General features: G+C 72.1%; 17 protein-coding genes. 8 read left to right on the top strand and 9 right to left on the bottom strand.

The genetic code is table 11. The annotated features are described in order from the left end of the window. Positions 1–51: 51 nt before the first annotated feature. The 5 genes from DLJ59_RS29000 to ftsY form a co-directional block, all read right to left on the bottom strand. Complete coding sequence (locus tag DLJ59_RS29000) at positions 52–2328, bottom strand: [protein-PII] uridylyltransferase (RefSeq protein ID WP_124776492.1); 2277 nt, start codon at positions 2326–2328, stop codon at positions 52–54. A gap of 17 nt (positions 2329–2345) precedes the next feature. Continuing rightward, positions 2346–2684: a P-II family nitrogen regulator gene (locus tag DLJ59_RS28995; protein WP_208648869.1), complete on the bottom strand. Its 339-nt coding sequence runs from the start codon at positions 2682–2684 to the stop codon at positions 2346–2348. Positions 2685–2709: 25 nt separating this feature from the next. After that, complete coding sequence (locus DLJ59_RS28990; protein ID WP_124776488.1) at positions 2710–4122, bottom strand: ammonium transporter; 1413 nt, start codon at positions 4120–4122, stop codon at positions 2710–2712. Between the two features lie 276 nt (positions 4123–4398). Beyond that, a complete protein-coding gene (locus DLJ59_RS28985) occupies positions 4399–5262 on the bottom strand; it encodes a phosphotransferase (protein ID WP_208648867.1) in 864 nt (287 codons plus the stop codon). 6 nt (positions 5263–5268) lie between these two features. Continuing rightward, complete coding sequence (gene ftsY / locus DLJ59_RS28980; protein WP_030335252.1) at positions 5269–6450, bottom strand: signal recognition particle-docking protein FtsY; 1182 nt, start codon at positions 6448–6450, stop codon at positions 5269–5271. A 181-nt stretch (positions 6451–6631) separates the two neighbouring features. Here ftsY and DLJ59_RS28975 point away from each other — a divergent pair, with 181 nt between their 5' ends. From DLJ59_RS28975 to DLJ59_RS28955, 5 genes are all read left to right on the top strand, one after another. After that, entirely contained in the window at positions 6632–8359 is a 1728-nt protein-coding gene (locus tag DLJ59_RS28975) for an alkaline phosphatase D family protein (protein ID WP_124776484.1), read from the top strand. Between the two features lie 10 nt (positions 8360–8369). Continuing rightward, positions 8370–8810 carry a MarR family winged helix-turn-helix transcriptional regulator gene (locus DLJ59_RS28970; RefSeq protein ID WP_244236288.1) on the top strand — a complete coding sequence of 147 codons (441 nt, stop codon included), beginning with the start codon at positions 8370–8372 and terminating at the stop codon, positions 8808–8810. 187 nt (positions 8811–8997) lie between these two features. Next, positions 8998–10575, top strand: coding sequence for an MDR family MFS transporter (locus tag DLJ59_RS28965; RefSeq protein WP_482805362.1), 1578 nt, complete (start codon positions 8998–9000; stop codon positions 10573–10575). A 9-nt stretch (positions 10576–10584) separates the two neighbouring features. Continuing rightward, positions 10585–11079, top strand: coding sequence for a universal stress protein (locus tag DLJ59_RS28960; RefSeq protein WP_167493904.1), 495 nt, complete (start codon positions 10585–10587; stop codon positions 11077–11079). 43 nt (positions 11080–11122) lie between these two features. Next, a complete protein-coding gene (locus DLJ59_RS28955; RefSeq protein WP_124776478.1) occupies positions 11123–11644 on the top strand; it encodes a DinB family protein in 522 nt (173 codons plus the stop codon). A gap of 15 nt (positions 11645–11659) precedes the next feature. Here DLJ59_RS28955 and DLJ59_RS28950 read toward each other — a convergent pair whose 3' ends face one another. Beyond that, entirely contained in the window at positions 11660–12634 is a 975-nt protein-coding gene (locus DLJ59_RS28950) for an ArsR/SmtB family transcription factor (RefSeq protein ID WP_124776476.1), read from the bottom strand. 76 nt (positions 12635–12710) lie between these two features. Between DLJ59_RS28950 and DLJ59_RS28945 the strand changes: the two genes are divergently transcribed. Continuing rightward, on the top strand, positions 12711–13661 hold the full coding sequence (locus DLJ59_RS28945) for an SMP-30/gluconolactonase/LRE family protein (protein WP_124776474.1): 951 nt from the start codon (positions 12711–12713) through the stop codon (positions 13659–13661). Positions 13662–13732: 71 nt separating this feature from the next. Here DLJ59_RS28945 and DLJ59_RS28940 read toward each other — a convergent pair whose 3' ends face one another. From DLJ59_RS28940 to DLJ59_RS28930, 3 genes are all read right to left on the bottom strand, one after another. Beyond that, entirely contained in the window at positions 13733–14353 is a 621-nt protein-coding gene (locus tag DLJ59_RS28940) for an HAD family hydrolase (protein WP_124776472.1), read from the bottom strand. Beyond that, complete coding sequence (gene smc, locus DLJ59_RS28935; protein ID WP_124776470.1) at positions 14353–17967, bottom strand: chromosome segregation protein SMC; 3615 nt, start codon at positions 17965–17967, stop codon at positions 14353–14355. Before smc ends, DLJ59_RS28940 begins: the two co-directional genes overlap by 1 nt. A gap of 348 nt (positions 17968–18315) precedes the next feature. Beyond that, positions 18316–18510 (bottom strand): hypothetical protein, encoded by a 195-nt coding sequence (locus DLJ59_RS28930; RefSeq protein ID WP_007456482.1) that lies wholly within the window; start codon positions 18508–18510, stop codon positions 18316–18318. 372 nt (positions 18511–18882) lie between these two features. Between DLJ59_RS28930 and DLJ59_RS28925 the strand changes: the two genes are divergently transcribed. Beyond that, the gene (locus DLJ59_RS28925) at positions 18883–20037 is read left to right on the top strand and encodes a CAP domain-containing protein (protein ID WP_124776468.1); all 1155 of its coding nucleotides are present in this window, start codon (positions 18883–18885) and stop codon (positions 20035–20037) included. A 117-nt stretch (positions 20038–20154) separates the two neighbouring features. Further along, positions 20155–20997, top strand: coding sequence for an endo alpha-1,4 polygalactosaminidase (locus DLJ59_RS28920; protein WP_124776466.1), 843 nt, complete (start codon positions 20155–20157; stop codon positions 20995–20997). The last annotated feature ends 4 nt before the right edge of the window (positions 20998–21001 follow it).

The following is a 21001-nucleotide window of genomic DNA, read 5'->3' as shown; positions in this document are numbered from 1 at the left end:
TATAAGGGACAGGGATCGAACGGCAACCTTTGCCGGGATGGCAGCCGCAGGTCAGACGGCGGCGAGGACCGCGGCCTCCAGGCGGGCCCGGGTGGCGTCGTCCGGCCAACCGCCGACCAGGTAGAACGCGTCGACCACGTCGGCGCCGAGGGTGGAGATGCGGGCCGCGCGAACCAGGGCGCCGGCCTCGTCGAGCGCGCAGGCGACCCGGTAGAGCAAGCCGGCGGCGTCGGCGGCGCGCAGTTCGAGGAGTACGGCGTCGGTGGCCGCCTCTCGGTGCCAGACAACTCGCGGGGCCGCGCCGCCGCCACGGCTGGCGAGCGCACGGCCGCGCAGCCGCTGGGTGACCGACACGTCGCCGGCGACCGCCCGGCGCAGGTCGGCGCGGAGCGGGACCGGGTCGGGCGGGAGTCCGTAGCGCGGCTGCACCCGGCACTCGACCAGGGCCCGGCCATCGACGGCGGAGGCATCCGCGGAGATCACCTCCAGCCGGTGCAGCGCCAGGCACCCGGCCACCGTGGCGAGCAGACCACGCCGGTCGGCCGCAGCGACCGACACCCGGTCACCGGTCAGATGGACGACCGGCAGTGGCCCGGCCAGCAGCTCCGGGTCCGGGGCAGGCGGCTCGGGGAGTACACCGGTGTCCAGCGCGGTGCGAACCCTGGCGACCAGCTCAGCGACGAGCCGGCCCTTCCAGTCGGACCAGGCCGCCGGCCCGGTCGCCGCCGCGTCGGCGCGGACCAACGCGTGCAGCAGGTCGAGGGTGCCGGTGTCACCGACCGCCTCAGCCACCGAGGCGATGGTGACCGGGTCGGCCAGGTCCCGGCGGGTCGCCACGTCGGGCAGCAGCAGGTGCAGCCTGACGAGCTTGCCGATCAGCTCGACCTCCGGGGCGGGCAGACCGACCCGGGTGGCAACCGCCTGGGCCACCGGCACACCGACGGTGCTGTGATCACCGGGGAGGCCCTTGCCGATGTCGTGCAGGAGAGCGCCGAGGAGCAACAGGTCGGGGCGTTCCACCTCGCGGGCGTGCCGGCTGGCCTCATGCGCGGTCTGCACGAGGTGCCGGTCGAGGGTGAAGCGGTGCACCGGGTTGTGCTGGGGCAGGCTCCGCAGCCGGGTCCACTCGGGCAGCCAGCCGTCGACCAGCCCGTACCGGTCGCAGGTCTCCCAGGCCGGCACCAGGCCGGGACCGGCGCCGAGCAGGGTGATCAGCGCGGCCCGGGCCTCGGCGGGCCAGGGGGCGGACAGTGGCGGGCAGTACGCCGCCAGCCACTCGCAGGTGGCCCGGGCGATGGGGATCCGGGTCGTGGCCGACGCGGCGGCCACCCGCAGCGAGAGGCTCGGGTCCGGGCGTGCCCCGATCGCCGTGCGGGCGAGCACCAGCTCACCGTCGTGTTCGACAACGTCGCGGGCTACCGGGCGGCGAGCCGGGCGGTCGTTGCCGCCTCGGGAGCGGCCGGAGCGCAGCCGGTCGGCGGCCCGGAAGGCGTCGTCCAGGGCGTGGCTGACCGTGCGGGCGTCACCGGCGACCCGGCGCAGCAGCGCGTCGCGGTCTTCCAGCCCGAGCAGGGTGGCCACCCCGTCACCCTCCTGGGCGACCAGCCGGTCGACCCGTCGACCGACCTGCTGGTGCAGGGCGTCGCGGGTGTCCAACAGGCGCAGGTGGGCGGCGCGCACGGCGGGGCGTAGCGCATCGGTGATGCCGGCGGCGGAGATCGCCCGCAGCAGCCCCACGTCGCGCAGACCACCGGCGGCCTCCTTGAGGTCGCCCTCCAACAGGAACGCCAGCTCACCGTGGGCCTGCCAGCGGCTGGTGGTGACCTCCCGCAGACCGGGCAGGTGCCGGACGGCGGTGCGGCGCCAGTGATCGGCGGCGGTGCTGATCAGCGCGTCGGCCAGCGCCTGGTCCCCCACGACCAGCCGGGCGTCGAGCAGCCCGAGCGCGACCTTGACGTCGTCCTGGGCCACCGAGAGCGCCTCGGCGACGGTGCGTACGGAATGGTCGAGTCGGAGACCCGCGTCCCAGATCGGGTACCAGACCGAGGCGGCCAACTCGTCCGTGCCGGGCACCCCGGCGTGCAGAAGCACCAGGTCGAGGTCGCTGTACGGGGCGCACTGCCGCCGACCCAACCCTCCGACAGCGAGCAGCGCCACCCCTTCGCGCGCCGGCAGGAGCCCGCGCAGAAAACTGTCGTACGCGGCGGCCCGCCGCTGGCGAGCCGACTCTCCGATCCCCCCGGGAACGCCGACGACCTCGTTGATCAAGAGGTTCGCGTCGCCGTCATCGGCGTGCCCTGACGCGTTCTTCTTGATCAACGAGGTCATGTCAGTCGTGGTCGAGATCAGAGTGCGTCGAGGCCGCGTTCGCCGGTACGTACCCGGACGACCTCTTCGACACCGGTGACCCAGACCTTGCCGTCACCGATCTTGCCCGTGCGGGCCGCCCCGACGATGGCGTCCACGACCTTCTCCACGTCGATCTCGTCGGTGAGCACCTCGACCCGGATCTTGGGCAGGAACTCGACCGTGTACTCGGCACCCCGGTAGACCTCGGTGTGCCCCTTCTGCCGCCCGTACCCCTGAACCTCGCTGACGGTCAACCCGGCCACCCCGAGGGCGTGCAGGGCCTCCTTCACCGCGTCCAGTTGGTACGGCTTGATGACTGCGGTCACCAGCTTCATGTCCAACCCCTCCATCCCAGGAACGTTAACCGGCGACCTTTTCGCTGACCGGCTCGGCGGACTCCGCCTCCGGCTTGGCACCGCTCGTCGTGCCGCCACCGGGGGTGCCGATGCCGGCCATCGCGAACGCGCTGCCCGTGCCGCCGCCGGCCGGGGACAGGTCGTAGCTGCTCTCGGCGTGCTCGGCGATGTCGATGCCCTCGACCTCCGCCTCGCCCTTGACGCGGAAGCCGATCGTCTTGTCGATGACGAAGGCGAGCACCCAGGCGATGCCGAACGACCAGACGGTGACGATCAGGCCGGCGAGGGCCTGCCGCCCGAGCTGGGTCGCGCCGCCGCCGTAGAAGAGGCCGTCGGAGGCGCCAACCACGTCGCTGATCGCGGCGTTGACCGAGTTGGTGGCGAACAGGCCGAGCCAGAGCGAGCCGATCCAACCACCGACGAAGTGCACGCCGACCACGTCGAGCGAGTCGTCGTAGCCGAGCTTGTACTTGAGGCTGACGGCGAGCGCGCAGACGGCGCCGGCGACGATGCCGAGCAGGACCGCGGCCCACGGTGCGATGAAACCACAGGCCGGGGTGATGGCGACCAGGCCGGCGACGGCGCCGGACGACGCACCGACCATCGTCGGCTTACGGGTCTTGACCCACTCGACCGCGATCCAGCCGAGCACCGCCGCCGCCGTGGCGAGCTGGGTGTTGATGAAGGCGAGGCCGGCGACCGAGTCGACGGTCAGCTCCGAGCCGGCGTTGAACCCGAACCAGCCGAACCACAGCAGACCCGCACCGAGCGCGACCAACGGGATGTTGTGCGGCTTCATGCCCTCACGCGGCCAACCGAGCCGCTTACCGAGGACCAGGGCCACGGCCAGGGCCGCCGCACCGGCGTTGATGTGCACCGCGGTGCCACCGGCGAAGTCCAGCGCGTGGATGTCGGCGCCGATGATGCCGCCGCCCCACACCCAGTGCGCGACCGGGAAGTAGACCAGGGTGGCCCAGCCGAAGGCGAACAGCAACCAGCCGGCGAACTTGGCCCGGTCGGCGATGGCACCGCTGATCAGCGCGACGGTGATCACCGCGAAGACCATCTGGAATGCCATGAACACGTAGAGCGGGACCCCGATGCCGCTGGGGTTCTCCGCCGTGGCACCCCACAGGTCGGTCTCGGCGAGGAAGGTCTTGGTGCCGAGGTACGCGCTCGGGTCGCCCCAGAAGCCGTTCACGTCGGTCCCGAAGGCGACGCTGAAACCGTAGAACCACCACAGAATAGAGATGAGCCCGATAGCGGAAAAGCTCATCATCATCATGTTGAGTACGCCCTTGGCCCGGTTGAGGCCGCCGTAGAACAGCGCCAGTCCGGGGGTCATGAGCAGCACGAGCGCGGTCGAAACCAGCAGCCACGTGGTATTGGCGCCGTCGATCGTCGGTGCTTCAGGCACGCTGGCCTCCTAAAGGGTGAAGTCCTCCTTCGCGGCTTTCCGGGGCAGCGTCGCCCGTAGGCCGGTTGCGCGGAAGCTTCGCGGCCGGCTGTTTCACTTAGGGTCCCGTGCGGGTTTCCGTTTCGTGACGGGTTGTTTCGGACGTGTCACGAACTCCGCACAGTCAGGAGCATGGACGAAGGTGGATCGACCGGACGGTTATCGTCGATGGCTGACCGGCCAGACGCATCGACCGGTCCGCTTGACAGTCCCGGCCGAGCATCGACCGAGCGACGCTCAGCGGAGGGCGTCCTCCAGGATGTGCCGCTCGTAGTCGAGCAGCCGCAGATCGCGCATCGGTCGGCGCAGGTGCCCCTTGTGCACGATCCGGACGAACGCCGGCTCACCGGCGGCGGCCATCCGGCGGATCCCCTCGACGTGGTCCACGATCCGTTTGCGGATGGTCCGGATCAACCGGTGCCGGTCCCGGGGGATCAACCCGTACGCGTCGGCGAAGAGCCGGAGTCGGCGCGGCCGGTCCGGGTGCTTCCAGCCGAGCGTGATCGAGTCGCGGTCCGCGAAGATCGGCACCCAGGTCCAGGCGGCGTACGCCACGTCGTAGATCCGCGCTCCGGGCGAGGCGAGGTCGAAGTCGATCAGCCCGAGGGTGCCGTCCGGACGCCAGATCACGTTGTGCGGCGCGGCGTCGTGGTGGCAGATCACCTCGGTGTCCGGTGGTGGGGGCCCGAACGAGCGCCAGACCGCCGACTGCGCAGGGGTGAAGCCGTACTGCGCGTCGTGGAACATCCGCAGCATGGTGGCGACGGTGACCAGGGCCTCGTCGGTCACCCAGTGCGGGGCGAGCGGATATTCTCCGCACTCCCCTTCCAGGTACGACAGCACCTCACGGTTGCGCTCGTCCATCCCGAGCGCCCGGGGAGCACCGGTGAATCCCACGTACTCCAGGTGGCGCAGCAACGCGTGCACGGACGGGGTCCACGGCCCGGCGTTGCGCCGCACCGTGTCACCCACGCGGACAACGGTGCTCACGTTGCCGCCGTGCAGCGGGATCTCCTGCGAAGTCACGTACGGTCTCCCGAGGCGCTGCGAAGGATGGCCGGGGTCACGCCAGCCCGCGTACGCGCGATCGTCAGTGGTCACTCGAGACTACGCGTCCCGGCCGGTGGCCTCGGTCCCCAGCAACGCGTCGACGAACTGCGCCGGGTCGAACGGGGCCAGGTCGTCCTTGCCTTCGCCGAGGCCGACCAGCTTCACGGGGATGCCGAGTTTGCGCTGCACGGCGATCACGATGCCACCCTTGGCGGTGCCGTCGAGCTTGGTCAACACCACCCCGGTCACGTTGACCACCTCGGTGAAGACCCGGGCCTGCTCCAGGCCGTTCTGCCCGGTGGTGGCGTCCAGGATGAGCAGTGTCTCGTCGATCGGGCCCTGCTTCTCCACCACGCGCTTGACCTTGCCCAGCTCGTCCATCAGGCCGACCTTGTTCTGAAGGCGGCCGGCGGTGTCGATGAGCACGGTGTCCACGCCGGTGTCGATTCCGCGCTTGACGGCGTCGAAGGCGACGCTGGCCGGGTCGGCGGCCTCTGGCCCCCGGACGGTCTCCGCGCCGACCCGCGAGCCCCAGGTCTCCAGCTGGTCGGCCGCGGCGGCCCGGAAGGTGTCCGCTGCGCCGAGCAGCACGCTGCGACCGTCGGCCACCAGCACCCGGGCGATCTTGCCGCAGGTGGTGGTCTTGCCGGCGCCGTTGACGCCGACGACCAGGACCACCGCCGGCACGCCGTCCTTGGGGGCGGTCCGCAACGAGCGGTCCAGGCTCGGGTCGAGCGCGTTGACCAGTTCGGCGGCGAGCAGTGCCCGCAGCTCGGAGGCCGAGCGGGTGCCGAGCACCCGGGTGCGCTCCCGCAGCCGGTCGACGATGTCACGGGTGGCGTCGACGCCGACGTCGGCGGTGATCAGGCTGTCCTCGATCTCCTCCCAGACGTCCTCGTCGAGGTGGTCACGGGCGAGCAGGCCGAGCAGGCCCTTGCCGAACACGTTCTGTGAGCGGGACAGCCGGGAACGGAGTCGGACCAGCCGCCCCGCGGTCGGCTCGGGGACCTCCACCTGCGGTTCGAGCACCGGCGGCGGCTCGACCAGGACACCGGTGGACAGATCGGACTCCGGTGCCTCAACCGGCGGGCCGGCGAGATCCTCCTCGGCCCTGGTGTCGACCTCGGTGCGCGGCAGCGGGGGCTCGGGCCGCCGCCGCAATCGCGGCACGACCAGCCCGACTGTGCCGGCGATCAGCACACCGAGCAGGACCAGAGCGAGGACGAGATATTCGGCCATGCCGGAATCCTGTCAGATGCCGGCGGCGGCGTCCCAGCCACCGCACCCCGAGCGGTGCCCGGAGTCCCAGCCACCGCACCCCGAGCGGTGCCCGGAGTCCCAGCCACCGCACCCCGAGCGGTGCCCGGAGTCTCAACCACCGGCCCGGCTGGGGGCGGGAACCGGCGGTAGGCTCGGCCGCATGCCCGCCGCACACCTCCTCATCGGCCCACTGCTGCGGCGAGTGGTGGACACCCGGGCGACGATCTGGGTCGAGACGGCGGAGCCCGCCGTGGTCACCGTCCGCACCGCCGGCGGCGCCACCGGCACCGCGCCCACCTTCTCGGCGTACGACCACCACTACGCCCTCGTGGTGGTGGAGGGCCTCACTCCCGACAGTGAGACCACCTACGAGGTCCTGGTCGACGACGAGATGGTCTGGCCGGTGCCGAGCAGCGGGTTCCCGCCGAGCGTGATCCGCACCCGGGCCGCCGACGATCGGGACCAACCGGTCAATCTGATCTTCGGCTCGTGCCGGGAGACCACCCAGCACGCCACGACCCGCAAGCTGCCACCGGACGCGCTGGACGCGTACGCCCGGCGGTTGATGGCCGACCCGGAGTCGAACCCGCTGCCCGACCTGCTGGTGCTGCTCGGCGACCAGGTCTACGCCGACGTCACCTCGCCGACCGTGCGGCGACTGCTGCGTCGACGGCGGCGGCGGCCGAAGGGCGCCCCGGCCGACCAGGTGGTGAGCTTCGACGAGTACACCAAGCTCTACCTGGAGTCCTGGCGTGATCCGGAGATCCGCTGGCTGCTCTCCACCGTGCCCAGCGTGATGATCTTCGACGATCACGAGATCATCGACGACTGGAACACCTCGGCGGCGTGGCGCTCCGAGATGCGCGAGCAGCCGTGGTGGCCGGAGCGGATCGGCAGCGGGCTCGCCTCGTACTGGGTCTACCAGCACCTGGGCAACCTCTCCCCCGACGAGATCGTCGCCGATCCGGTCTTCGCGAAGGTCGCCGCCGCCGAGGACGCCACCAGCGTGCTGCGCGAGTTCGGCCACCGGGTCGACCAGGAGTCCGACCTGGCGCACGACACCGAGCGTTGGCGCGCGGTGCAATATCAGTGGAGCTACGCACTGGATCTGGGCCGGACCCGGCTGGTGATGCTGGACAACCGGTGCAGCCGGGTGCTCGAGTCCAACAACCGGGCGATGCTGCCGCCCGGCGAGTGGGCCTGGTTCCTCGACCAGGCGCACGGGGTCTACGACCACCTGGTGGTGGGCGCCTCACTGCCCTGGCTGCTGCCGCAGGGCATCCACCACATCGAGGCGTGGAACGAGAAACTGGCGGACTCGCGCCGACCGTGGGTGGCGCGCGGGGCGGAGAAGCTGCGCCGCGCTCTGGACCTGGAGCACTGGGCGGCGTTCCGGCGTTCCTTCGAGGGGCTCGCGGAGACGTTCGCGCGCATCGGCACCGGCACACCCCGGCAGTCCGGCGCCCGGATCGGAGCCGGCCCGGCGTACGCCCCACCGGCGTCGATCAGCGTGCTCTCCGGTGACGTGCACCACTCGTACGTGGCGCGGGCCCGGTTCGCCGACCCGGCGGTGGTCACTCCGGTGCACCAGCTCACCTGTTCGCCGATCCACAACCAGGTGCCGGCCGGTATCCGTCCGCTGATGCGGCTGGGCTGGTCGACGGGTCCGGCCGGGGCCACCCGGGCGCTGGCCCGTTCGGCGGGCGTGCGCCGGCCGGGGGTGCGCTGGCGCAAGCTGGCGGGCCCCTACTTCGGTAACGCGGTCGCCACCCTGACGCACCGGGGGCGCGACGCCGACGTCGTCATCGAGGGCACCACTAATGACGGGCACCTACGCCCGGTGATGCGGCGTCGACTCTCCGGCGGCGGCGGGCCGGCCGCGCCGTAGTCTCTAGGCCGTGGATGAGCACCTGCCGGAGCCGATCCGGGCGGTTGAGCATGAATTGACCGCTCTGCTGCGCCGTGGGCGGGCGGTCTCCTGGGAGATCGCCCGGGAAGTGCACCCGAATCTTGAGCCGAACACCTACGGGCTGCTGCTCTGGTTGCGGCGTAGCGGGTCGATCCGGTTGACCGAGTTGGCGGCACGGCTGGGCGTGGGCAAGGGGACGCTGAGCCGGCAGATCAACGCGTTGGAGGTGCTCGGCCTGGTTCATCGCGACCCTGATCCGAGTGACCGGCGGGCCGCGCAGATCAGCCTCACCGAGGAAGGGCAGCGCCGGTTCGACGTCGCCCGCTCAGCCCGGCTGGGCGAGTTCCTTCGCGCCCTGGACGGCTGGCCGGAGCGGGACGTCGAGGACTTCGCCCGGCTGCTCGGCCGGTTCAACGACTCCTGGCAGTAGCGCCCCGCGACGGGGAATAGGGTGCCGATTCGGCAAGTTGTTGCTTCAGGCAACCAAGGCATACGGTTGCTCCAGGCAACTCTCAGGCGGCCGTGCGTCCAGCCCACCGCCGTTCCATCTCGACTCCACTCGGAGGCAACAAACGATGAGCCAGGCGACAGTGCCTCCCCAGGCGACCGCCGTGACCATGACCCACCGGCAGATCCTGGAAGCACTCTCCGGCCTACTGCTGGGCCTGTTCGTCGCGATCCTCTCCTCCACGGTCATCTCGAACGCGCTACCGAGGATCATCACCGAACTGCACGGCGGCCAGTCCGCGTACACCTGGGTGGTGACCTCGGCCCTGCTCGCGACCACCGCGACGACCCCCATCTGGGGCAAGCTGGCCGACCTGACCAGCAAGAAGACCCTGGTCCAGCTGGCCCTCGGGATCTACGTGCTGGGCTCGGTGCTGGCCGGTCTCGCCCAGGGCACCGGAGAGCTGATCGCGTGCCGCGTGCTCCAGGGCGTCGGCGCCGGCGGCCTCACCGCGCTGGCCCAGGTGATCATGGCCACCATGATCGCGCCCCGCGAACGGGGCCGCTACAGCGGCTACCTCGGCGCGGTGATGGCCGTCGGCACCATCGGCGGCCCGCTGATCGGCGGCGTGATCGTCGACACCTCCTGGCTCGGCTGGCGCTGGTGCTTCTACGTCGGGGTGCCGTTCGCCATCGTCGCGCTGATCGTGCTCCAGAAGACCCTGCACCTGCCGGTCGTCAAGCGGAAGGCCGAGATCGACTGGTGGGGCGCCACCCTGATCACCGCTGCCGTGTCGCTGCTGCTGATCTGGGTCTCGCTCGCCGGCGACCAGTTCGCCTGGGCCTCCGGGCAGACCGCCGCCATGGTCATCGGCGCGCTGCTTCTCGGCGCCCTGGCGATCCGGGTCGAGACCCGGGCCGCCGAGCCGATGATCCCGCCACGGCTGTTCCGCAACCGCACCATCACCCTCGCCGTCGTCGCCAGCATCGCGGTCGGTGTCGGCATGTTCGGCGCGTCGATCTTCTTGGGCCAGTACTTCCAGATCAGCCGCGGTCAGAGCCCGACCATGTCCGGTCTGATGACCCTGCCGATGATCCTCGGCCTGCTGGTCGCCTCCACGGTCATCGGGCGGGTCATCACCAAGACCGGCCTCTGGAAGCGGTACCTGGTGATCGGGTCGGCACTGCTCACCATCGGCTTCGCGCTGATGGGCACGCTGCGCGCCGACACCAACTTCGCCCTGCTCAGCGTCTACATGCTGGTGATCGGCGTCGGCCTGGGCATGACCATGCAGAACCTGGTCCTCGCCGTGCAGAACACCGTCGGCCCGCACGAACTCGGCGCGGCCAGCTCGGTGGTGGCGTTCTTCCGCAGCCTCGGCGGCGCGATCGGTGTCTCCGCTCTCGGCGCGGTGCTCGCCCACAAGGTCAAGGACTACACCGCCGACGGGCTGACCCAGCTCGGCATCCCGGCCTCCAGCTCGGGCAGCGGCGGCGCCCTGCCCGACGTGCACACCCTGCCCGGCCCGCTGCGGGCGGTGGTGGAGGCCGCGTACGGCCACGGCGCCGGCGACATCTTCCTGGCCGCCGCCCCGTTCGCGCTGATCGCGCTGATCGCGGTGGTCTTCATCAAGGAGGTGCCGCTGCGCCAACACAACGGCGACCCGGTTTCCGACGAGGTCGAGCGGGAATCGACCCTCGCTGCCGGCGCTGGCGCACCCGTGATCCGTACCGGCGAGCAGAGGTGAGGTAGAACCATGGGCGTGGGAGCACCGGACCGCGAGGAGTACGGTCCCCGGACCCGACCGCTGCCTTTCGAGCGCGGCACCGACGGGCCTCGGGTGATCATGGTGGGCGTCGACGGCACCCGGACCTCCGAACGGGCCGGCTCCTACGCCGCTGGCCTGGCCCGCCGGCAGGGCGCCGCTCTGGTGGTGGTCTTCGTCAGCTCGCCGAGCGGGCTGACCGCCCTGGTGCCCGGCATGGACGCCGGCGCGGTCCAGCGCACCCACGACGAGTTGGCCGACGAACTGCGCCGGGAGTGCCGGCGCGGGGCCGAACAGTGGGGCATTCCGGTGACCCTGCTGGTGCGGCGCGGCGACGCGTACGGCGAACTGTGCTCGGCGGCCGACGAGTTCCAGGCCGACATGCTGGTGGTCGGGGCCTCCGAGCAGGCCGGACACCGACTGGTCGGCTCGGTCGCCACCCGGCTGGTCCGCGCCGGCCGTTGGCCCGTCGTCGTGGTGCCCTGATAACCGGTCGCGGGTGACCGAGGCGCCGGGCAGGATGCGCGGCATGACCTGGATCGCACCGGAGATAACCCGGACCCCCGAACCGTACGTCGGCGACGAGCGCACCATGCTCAACGGCTGGCTCGACTACCACCGACAGACACTGCTGCTCAAATGCGCCGGCCTGACCGAGGAGCAGCTGCGGACACCGAGCGTGGAACCGTCCGGGCTGACGCTGCTCGGCCTGGTCCGGCACCTGGCCGAGGTCGAGGCCTGGTGGTTCCGGGAGAACTTCGCCGCCGAGCCTGTCGACTACCCGTACTTCACGCCGGAGACGCCGGACGCCGACCACGACGTCAGCGCCGCCAACGCCGAGGCCGACTTCGCCATCTTCCACCGCGAGGTGGCGCTGGCCCGCGAGGCCGCCGCCGGCCACTCGCTCGACGAGACGTTCACCGAGGTCGGCGGGAAGAAGCGCACGTTCAACCTGCGCTGGGTGTACGTGCACATGATCGAGGAGTACGCCCGGCACAACGGGCACGCCGACCTGATCCGCGAACGCATCGACGGCGTCACCGGCGAGTGACCGGGTAGCCAGCCGTCAGTCCGGCCGTCCAGCCCGCAGCATGTGCTCGCCCAGCGGGGTCAGCGTGTGCACCACTGACGAACCGGCCCGGTGGGTGGCGATCAGTCCGGCCCGGCGCAGGGTGCTGGTGTGCTCGCTGGCGGAGGCGATCGAGATGCCGACCGCTCGGGCCACCTGTGACGTGCTGAGGCCGTCGGCGACCACTTCCAGCACCGCGGCCCGGCTCCGGCCGAGCAGGTGGGCGAGGGGCTGGCCGGTGGCCAGTTCCCGCCGGGCCGGCCGGATCGGGTAGGTCAGCACCAGCGGGCCGACCGGGTCGTCGAGCACGGCGGGCTGCGGCACGAAGTACGAGGGCACCAGGGTGACGCCCCGGCCGCCCGGCGACAGACCGACGTCGCCGCCGAAGGCGCACCGGTACGACAGCTCGTACGTGTCCCCCGTCGGAGTGAAGTGCAGGTACGGGCTGAGGCCACGGAGCACGCGGTCGAGCCCGGCGTCCACGATGGCTCGACCGCGTACCGTCCGGTCGGTGTGCACCGCCGCGACGATCGTCTCCCAGTACGCGCCCACCGCGACGGCGTGGAAAGCCTCCATCGCATCGAGTAGGCGGCGTACCGCGGCTGGTTTCCCGTCGGCGAGCGGACCGACCCGGGGTGGCAGTTCACCGGCCTCGATCCGGGGTCGTAGCTCCGCGGTGAGGGTCGCCGCCGGGGTGGCCGCGACCTCCGCCAGCGCCGGGCCCAGCTCCCCACCGAAGCTGGGCGGGGTGAGGAAGTCCGGGAACCACCGCTCGCGGCGGCACAGGTCCAGGTAGGGCCACATGACCGGGCGCAGTGCGGCACGGGTACGGGCCCGCCAGGCGACCAGGTGTTCCGGCACGGTGGTCTGGAACACCCGTTGCCCGGCAGCCCCCAGCTCCAACAACACCGACGGCTCGGAGCGCAACACGGTACGGCTGAGGTCCGCCGCGCTCAGGTGCAGAGTCACCACGGCATCGACGCTGCCACCTTTCGGGCGGGTGCGAAAGGGGCTGGAGACGCCCCGGCGGTGCGGTGACCCTCGGGACATGAAGAAGCTGCTCGCATCGGCCACCGCCGGCCTGGCCGTGCTGACCGTCGCCGTACCCGCTCCGGCGCTCGCCGAAGGCCCGCGCCCCGACACGTACGTGGTCTCCCGGGCATTCGGGGTGCTGCCCGAGGGGATCGCGGTGACCCGGGACGGCACCCTCTACGTCACCAGTCTCGGCACCGGTGCCGTCTACCGTGGTCACGTCCACGACCGGGAAATGCGACAGTTCCTGTCGCCGGGGGCGGACGGGCGCACCCGGGCGGCCGGGTTGCACGTCGACCGGCGGGGTCGGATCTTCGTCGCCGGCTGGGACACCGGCGCGCTCTTCGTGCACGCCCCCGACGGTGAGCTGCTGGCCCGCCGGACGGGGCCGGGCGCCGCCCTCAACGACCTGGCGCTGACCGCCGACGCGGTCTACGTCACCGACTCGGCCACCGGCACGCTGTGGCGGGCGGCGCTCGACGGCCCGAAGGTCGGGAACCTCGTACGGTGGCTCACCGCCGCCGACTTCCCGGTCGCGCCGGGCTTCCTCAACGGCATCGTCGTCACCGACGGCGGGCGGATCGCGCTCGTCGCCGACCAGGGCAACGGTCAGCCCGGCACCGAGCGGCTGTGGCGGGTCGACCTGGTCGGGCGGACGGCCACGGCCGTCGAGGTGATCGACGGCCAGTTGGGCGCCGACGGGCTGCTGTTGGAGGGCGACCGGCTCTACGGGGTGGTGAACTTCCCCGACGGCGCCGGCGGCTGGGACTTCGCGGTGAACCAGGCGATTGTGGACGCCGACCGGCGAACCGCCCGGGTGGTACGGCAGTCCCGCCCGGTCGGCCTGGCGCAGTCGCCGACCACGATCGTCCGGGACGCCGGCCGGCTGCTCTGGGTGAACAGCCAGCTCAACGCGTCCGCCCCGGCGCCGCCCTTCACCGTCACCCAGGTCCCCGGGCTGCGCTGACCCGGCCCGACGCCCGAGCGTTGGAGGGCCGGGTCACCGCGATGTCGACGAGCGCGCCGCTGTCGCCTCGCTCAGTACGCCAGTGCGGCGCGCAGGTAACGGAGGTCGGCGTGACCGCCCCAGCGGTGCGCCGACAGCCCGGCGGCGCGGGCACCCCGCACGGCCCAGTCCTCGTCGTCGACGAAGAGGACCCGGGCCGGTGGGGTGGCCAGCGCCTGGCAGGCCGCCTGGAAGTACTCCGGGGCGGGCTTGTGCACACCGATCACCGAGGAGTTGACCACCACGTCCAGCTCGTCGACGAGGCCGAGGGTGGCCAGGTCGGCGTCGAGCAGGTCGGTGGCGTTGGTGGCCAGCCCGACCCGGACGCCGGCGGCCCGCACCTCGCGGACGAATGCCAGCACCTCCGGGTCCACCTCGCCCCGGTAGCTCTGCCACTGCTCGACGGCGGCGCGGGCACGTTCCGGGCTGCCCACCGACTCGGTCAGGGCGTCCGCCACGCTGGTCATCCACTCGGCGTGGTTGACCTGGCCGGTGAGCACCGGCTGGAGCCGGCTCCACTGCATGGCGATCTCGCCGAGCACCCCCTCGGAGAGGCCGTACTCCCGCTCGACAACGGCTGCCACCGCCGGGTCCCACCGGCGCAGTACGCCGTCGAAGTCCAGCAGGAGCGCCGTCGCGCGTTCCCGAGCCACTACCCGTTCTCCTCGCCGCGGCCGTGCCGCTGGTCGTTCTCGTCGGCCCGGTTGAGCCGTTGGCTGATCACCTGCGTGACCCCGCTGCGCATGGTCACGCCGTAGAGCGCGTCGGCGATCTCCATCGTCCGTTTCTGGTGCGTGATGACGATCAGCTGACTCTTCTCGCGCAACTGTGCCAGCAATGTGATCAGCCGGCCCAGGTTGACGTCGTCGAGGGCCGCCTCCACCTCGTCCATGATGTAGAACGGGCTGGGTCGGGCGCGGAAGATCGCCACCAGCATGGCCACAGCGGTCAGCGACCGCTCGCCACCGGAGAGCAGCGACAGCCGCTTGATCTTCTTGCCCGGTGGGCGGGCCTCCACCTCGACGCCGGTGGTGAGCAGGTTCTCCGGCTCGGTGAGGATCAGCCGCCCCTCGCCGCCGGGGAAGAGCACGGTGAACACCTGCTCGAACTCCCGGGCGGTGTCCTCGAAGGCGCTGGCGAAGACCTCCAGGATCCGCTCGTCCACGTCCTTGACGACGGTGAGCAGGTCCCGACGGGTGGCTTTGAGGTCCTCCAACTGCTCGGAGAGGAACTTGAACCGCTCCTCCAGCGCGGCGAACTCCTCCAGCGCGAGCGGGTTGACCTTGCCCAGCAGGGCGAGTTCGCGTTCCGCCTTCGCGGCCCGCTTCTCCTGCACCGGCCGCTCGTAGCGCACCGGCTCGGGCACCGGCAGACCGTCCCGTTCGGCCGCCGCGACATCGACCTGGGTCGGCGGAACGGGCTGGGTGGGGCCGTACTCGGCGACGAGGGTCTCCACGTCCAGCCCGAAGTCCTCGGCGGCCTTCGCCTCCAACTGCTCGATGCGCAGCCGCTGCTCGGCGCGAGCCACCTCGTCACGGTGCACCTGGCTGGTCAGCCGCTCCAGCTCCGCGCCGAGCCGCTTGGCCGCCCCGCGTACCTCCTGGAGCTCTGCCTCCCGTGCGGCGCGCTCCAGGGCGACCGCGTCGCGGTGCTCCTCGGCCGTCGCGATCGAGCTGGTCAGCCGGGTCAGCGCCTCCCGGGCGCCACCGGCGACGGACCTGGCGATGCCCGCGCCCCGGGCGCGGGCAGCCCGCCGCGCCGCCGCGCGCTCCCGGGCGGCCCGCTCGGCGGTGGCCTGCCGGGCGAGAGAGTCGGCCCGGCCGGCGATCGAGGAGACCCGCTCCTCGGCGGTACGGACGGCGAGCCGCACCTCCATCTCGTTCTGCCGGGCCTGCGGCACCATGGCCGCCAGTTGATCGCGTTCCTCGGTGGAGGGTTCGGCGTCGACCGGGGTCTCCTCGGCCAGCCGTAGCCGCTCCTCCAGCTCGGCGAGGGCGGTGAGGTCCCGTTGCCGGGCGGCCTCGGCGCGGGAGCGGGAGTCACCGAGCCGGTCGGTCTCGGCCTTCGCGGACCGGGCTGCCGCGCCCAGCTCGGCCAGTCGGCGAGCGGCGGCGTTGCGGTGGCTCTCCGCCTCACGCTTCTCGGCGGCGGCGTGCTGCACGGCCTCCTTGGCGGCGGCCACCTCGGCGCGCGCCTCGACCAACTGATCACGCAGCTCCAAGCCGGCGCGTTCGGCGGTGAGCCGGTTGGCGCAGGCCTCCTCGACGGCGGCCTGCACCTCGATGTAGCTGGGAGCCTTGGCCGACCCGCCCGCCGCCGCGTACGCCCCGACCACGTCACCGTCCGGGGTGACCGCCCGCAGCTCGGGGTTGGTGGCGACCAGCTCGGCCGCGGCGGCGAGATCATCGACGAGGGCCACGTCCCGCAGCGCCCGGTGCACCGCCGGGCGCAGCTCGGCGCCGCACTCCACCAGGTCGGGCGCCCACCGGGCGCCGTCCGGCAGCTTCGGACGCAGCGCGTCCGCGGAGCCGGTCATGCCGGGCCCCGCCGGACTGCCGACCAGCAGGCCGGCCCGGCCGGCGTCGGAGATCTTCAGCAGCCGCATCGCCTCGACCGCCTCGTCCACCCCGGTGACGGCGACCGCGTCGGCGAGTCCGCCGAGCGCGGCGGCCAGCGCGGCTTCGTGGCCCGGTGCGACGGTGAGCAGCCCGGCGAGGCTGCCGAGCAGGCCGGGCACGTCCCCGGCGCGGGCGAGTAGCGCGCCGGCGCCGTCCTTGCGCCGCAGCCCCAGGGCGAGCGCCTCCTCCCGGGCCTTCCAGGTGGCGGCGTCCTTCTCGGCGGCACGCTCCGCGTCGGTCAGCGACCGGACGGTGGCCTGCGCACGCTCCTGCACGGCGACGGCCTCGGCGTGCCGGGCGTCCAGGTCGGCGTTGTCCCGGTCGGCCTCGGTGGACTGGGCGGCGACCGCGTCCAGGTCGGCCTGCGCCTGCTCGGCGCGGCCCAGCGCGTCGGCGTGCGCGACGGCGAGCCGTTCGATCTCCTCGCCGGCGCTGGTGGTCCGGGCGCGGGCCGAGTTGACCTGGCCGGTGAGCCGGGCCATGCCCTCCCGCCGGTCGGCGATGGCCTTGGCCGCGGCCACCAGTTCCCGCTCGGCGGCGGCCAACTGGCGTTCCAGCTCCTGACGGTGCTCGACCGCCTCAGCCAGTCGGATCTGGTCGTCGGTGAGCGCGCCGCGCAGCTCCTCCTCCTGCTCGCGGACGCGTTCCGCCTCGGCCTCCAGCTGGTCCGGGTCGCGGCCGGGTCGCTCGTCGTCGCCGGTGGCGCTGAGGTGCCGCAGCCGCTCCCGGGCCAACTGCTCGATCGAACGGAAGCGCTCCTGCAGGGCGGAGAGCTTGTACCAGGTGTCCTGGGCGGCGGCGAGCAGCGGCGCGTCCTCGGCGAGGGCGGCCTCCAACTCGCCGAGCCGGCCCTGCACCTCGGCGTGCTCACCCTCGATCAGCTCGCGCCGCTCGCGCAGCGCGGTCTCGTCGGCGATCTCCCGGTCGAGGGTGGTCCGCAGGGTGGCCAGGTCGTCGGCGAGCAGGCGCAACCGGGCGTCGCGCAGGTTGGCCTGGATGGCGGCGGCGCGCCGGGCCACCTCGGCCTGCCGGCCCAGCGGCTTGAGCTGACGGCGCAACTCGGCGGTGAGGTCGGTGAGACGGTTGAGGTTGGTCTGCATCGCGTCGAGCTTGCGCAGCGCCTTTTCCTTGCGCTTGCGGTGCTTGAGGACGCCGGCCGCCTCCTCGATGAACGCGCGGCGGTCCTCCGGCTTGGCGTGCAACATGCCGTCGAGGCGACCCTGCCCGACGATGATGTGCATCTCCCGGCCGATGCCGGAGTCGGACAGCAGCTCCTGGATGTCGAGCAACCGGCAGGAGTTGCCGTTGATCTCGTACTCGCTCTCGCCGGAGCGGAACATCCGGCGGGTGATGGAGACCTCGGTGTACTCGATCGGCAGCGCGCCGTCGGTGTTGTCGATGGTGAGGGTGACCTCGGCGCGGCCCAGCGGCGCCCGGCCGGCGGTGCCGGCGAAGATGACGTCCTCCATCTTGCCGCCACGCAGCGCCTTGGCGCCCTGCTCGCCGAGCACCCAGGCGATGGCGTCGACGACGTTGGACTTGCCCGAGCCGTTCGGGCCCACCACACAGGTGATCCCGGGTTCCAGCTTCAACGTCGTCGCGGAGGCGAAGGATTTGAACCCCTTCACCGTCAGGCTCTTGAGATACACCTACTCGATCCTCGTCCGGTGGCCGCCGTACCGTCGCCGGCTGCGGGGACCTGGGTGAACTCGCAGACTAACCCGGCGGTGCGAGCGGGCCGGCACGCGACCCGCCCCGCGTCACGTCGGCAGTGGGCGCGCTGTCGTTCTGTCGGCGCGAAGAAAGACAAGCGCCTTTCATGATCGGCTTATCCGCCGACGCGTTTTTCGGTAACTGCGAGGCGCGCTTCCCGCACGATCCCCTGCAAGATCATGAATGGTCGGCGTCGAAAAGGTGCCGGACAGTGTTGCGCGCCGGCACAGAGGTGTCGGCGCGCATTTTTGCGATGGTGCGATTCAGTTTTTAGGACCTGAAGATCAGGTCAGCGCCGGCTCGGCCAGACGGAGCAGATCGTCCGCCTCTGCCGCAGCCGCCGCGAGCCGATCATTGTCGGCACGCAGACGCGTGATCTCGAACTCCAGTGCCTGGACCCTGGCACGCAGTCGGGTGACCTCGTCGAGCAGACGCCGGTCGGGCGCTGCACCTACGTGGCCGTAGAGGGCCTTCGCCATGCTGACTCCTTGATATGCGCTGCCGGAAAGGCCGGCCAACGCGCGCCCATTTGTACGCGGCTGTCATTCCAGGCTGTATCTGGGCATGACCGGGCGCGACTGGCGACACCTATATATTGAGCCGCAAACCCCTCCTTCGTCAAGTTCTCGCAGGCCGTAGATCATCTCCACGTCGACCTGTCCACTTGTCGGGGGGGCTGCCGCAAGGCACGGACACTCTCTGTCCGGACGCCTTTACTGTACGCCCGGATCCGCGGAAGTCCGCACCCTGGCGTCCGACTTCGCCTTAACTCTTTCTTAGCCACGTTGCCGCAGGTCGTAGGCGCGCCGTAGCGTCACCCCGGCCCGCAACCGACCCCTGGAGGCATAGGCGTGTACGGCTGGACCGATCCGATGGACCCGAACGGCGCCCCCCGGCGCGCCGGGGGACCGACCGACGAGCCGGCCTGGCTGCACGACCGCCCGGAGCCCCGCTCGGCCTACCTGTTCGGCGACGAGCCCGGTCAGCCCGGCGACGAGTGGCACCGGGAGCAGCCCACCAGCGGCCGGCCGCCGGCAACGCCCGCGCAGGCACACACCGCCGCCTGGCCGGCCCACCAGCCGGACGACGAGGCCAACCCCCGGGGCGACAGCCGCCCCGCGGCTCAGGGCACCGACGGCTGGCACGCCGAGGCCGAGACGCCCGGCGGCTGGCACGCCGACACCGACCCGGAGACCGCCAACGGCTGGCGCGGTAGCGCCGAGACCGGGCGGCCCGGCGAGGGGCGGCACCGCTCCCCACGCCGCTGGCGTCGGCCGCTGATGATCGTAGGCGCCGCCGCGGCCGCCACCCTCGTGGTGAGCTTCGGCGTCGGCGCGCTCGCGCTTCCCGGCGGTGACGACGGGGCTGCGCAGCCGACGGCCGTCGACGACTCCTTCGCCGCGTCGGCAGTACCGACCGAGGAACCGGTACTGGACACCCTCGTCGCGCCCTCCCCATCCGCCACACCCAGCCCGACGTCTGCTCGCCCGTCGCCGAGCAAGGCCATCAAGCCAACGCCGGCGTCATCGCGGACCACCGCGGCGTCGCGCCGCAGCGTCGAACGCAGCACCGCGCCGAGCAACACCAGCACCTCCGGCGGTTCCAACGGCTCCAGCGGCTCGGTCAGCGCCCAGGCCCGCGAGGTGGTGGACCTGGTCAACGCCGAGCGGGCCAAGGCCGGCTGCAAGGCGCTCAGCATCGACGACAAGCTGATGACGGCCGCCCAACGGCACAGCCAGGACCAGGCCGACCACCAGAACATGTCGCACACCGGCAGCGACGGCAGCAACGCCGGCACCCGGCTCGACCGGGTCGGCTACGCCTGGCGCACGTACGGCGAGAACGTGGCCTGGAACCAGAAGACCCCGGCCGCGGTGATGGACGCCTGGATGAACAGCTCCGGCCACCGGGCCAACATCCTGAACTGCGCGTTCACCGAGATCGGCGTCGGCATCGCCAGCAGCAACGGACCGTACTGGACGCAGGTCTTCGCGGCGCCGCGCTGACCGCGCGTCGTTCCCGCCCCCGCGCTCGTTTGACCCGGTGAGGTACGTCGGGCCGGAGCGTGGGGGCCGCGTACCGGTGCGGGCGGCGACCGGCCGTCCGGGACCCGGGAGCTGCCGATGCGGATCCGGCCGCGGCGACGCGTCGCCGTACGCCAACTGCGCCGCGCCCTGTCGGCCAGCGTCGCACTCGTGCTGGTGGTGCCGGCGTACGGGTGCCGGCCCGCACTGACCCCGCCCGGCGCGCCCACCGCGTGGCCGGCGGCACAGGCCCGGCACTGGCAATGGCAGTGGCAGCTCAGCGGCCCGCTCGATCCGGCGGTGGACGCCGACGTCTTCCTGCTCGACCCGGTGACCACCACCGCCGCACAGACCGCCGAGCTGCGCTCCCGCGACCACCGGTTGATCTGCCAGGTGAACGTGGGGTCGGTCCGCTCCGACGACCCGGACGCCAGCCGGTTTCCGGAGATCGTCCGAGGCGCGGCCGGGCGTCGACCCGACAGCCGGTGGCTGGACGTCCGGAGTTGGGACGCGCTCCGGCCGGTGCTGGCCGACCGGTTCCGGCTCTGCCGGGGCAAGGGCTTCGGCGCGGTGGCGCTCTTCGACGCCGACGGGTACGCGGCGCGCACCGGCTTTTCGCTCGACTTCGACGACCAACTGCTGTTCAACCGCCGGCTCGCCGAGCTGGCCCGCTCGTTGAGCCTCTCCCCCGGGCTGGCCAACGACGTGCCGCAGCTCGCCGCGCTGGCCCCGGATTTCGACTTCGCGGTCAACGAGGAATGCGTCCGGCTGGCCCAGTGCGCCAAACTGCTGCCGTTCAGCGACGCCGGCAAGCCGGTCTTCCACGTCGAGTACACCGGCTCGACCGACGACTTCTGTGTCACCACCGTCGGCTACGGCTTCGCGTCGATCCGCAAGGACCGCGCCCTGGACGCCTCCCGGGAAGCCTGCCCCCTCCCCTGACGCC

Source organism: Micromonospora inaquosa (genome assembly GCF_003857055.1).
In the GTDB taxonomy this organism is placed as follows: Bacteria; Actinomycetota; Actinomycetes; order Mycobacteriales; family Micromonosporaceae; genus Micromonospora; species Micromonospora inaquosa.
Note: the sequence above shows the minus strand (reverse complement) of the source record. Positions and strands in the feature narration are given on the sequence as shown.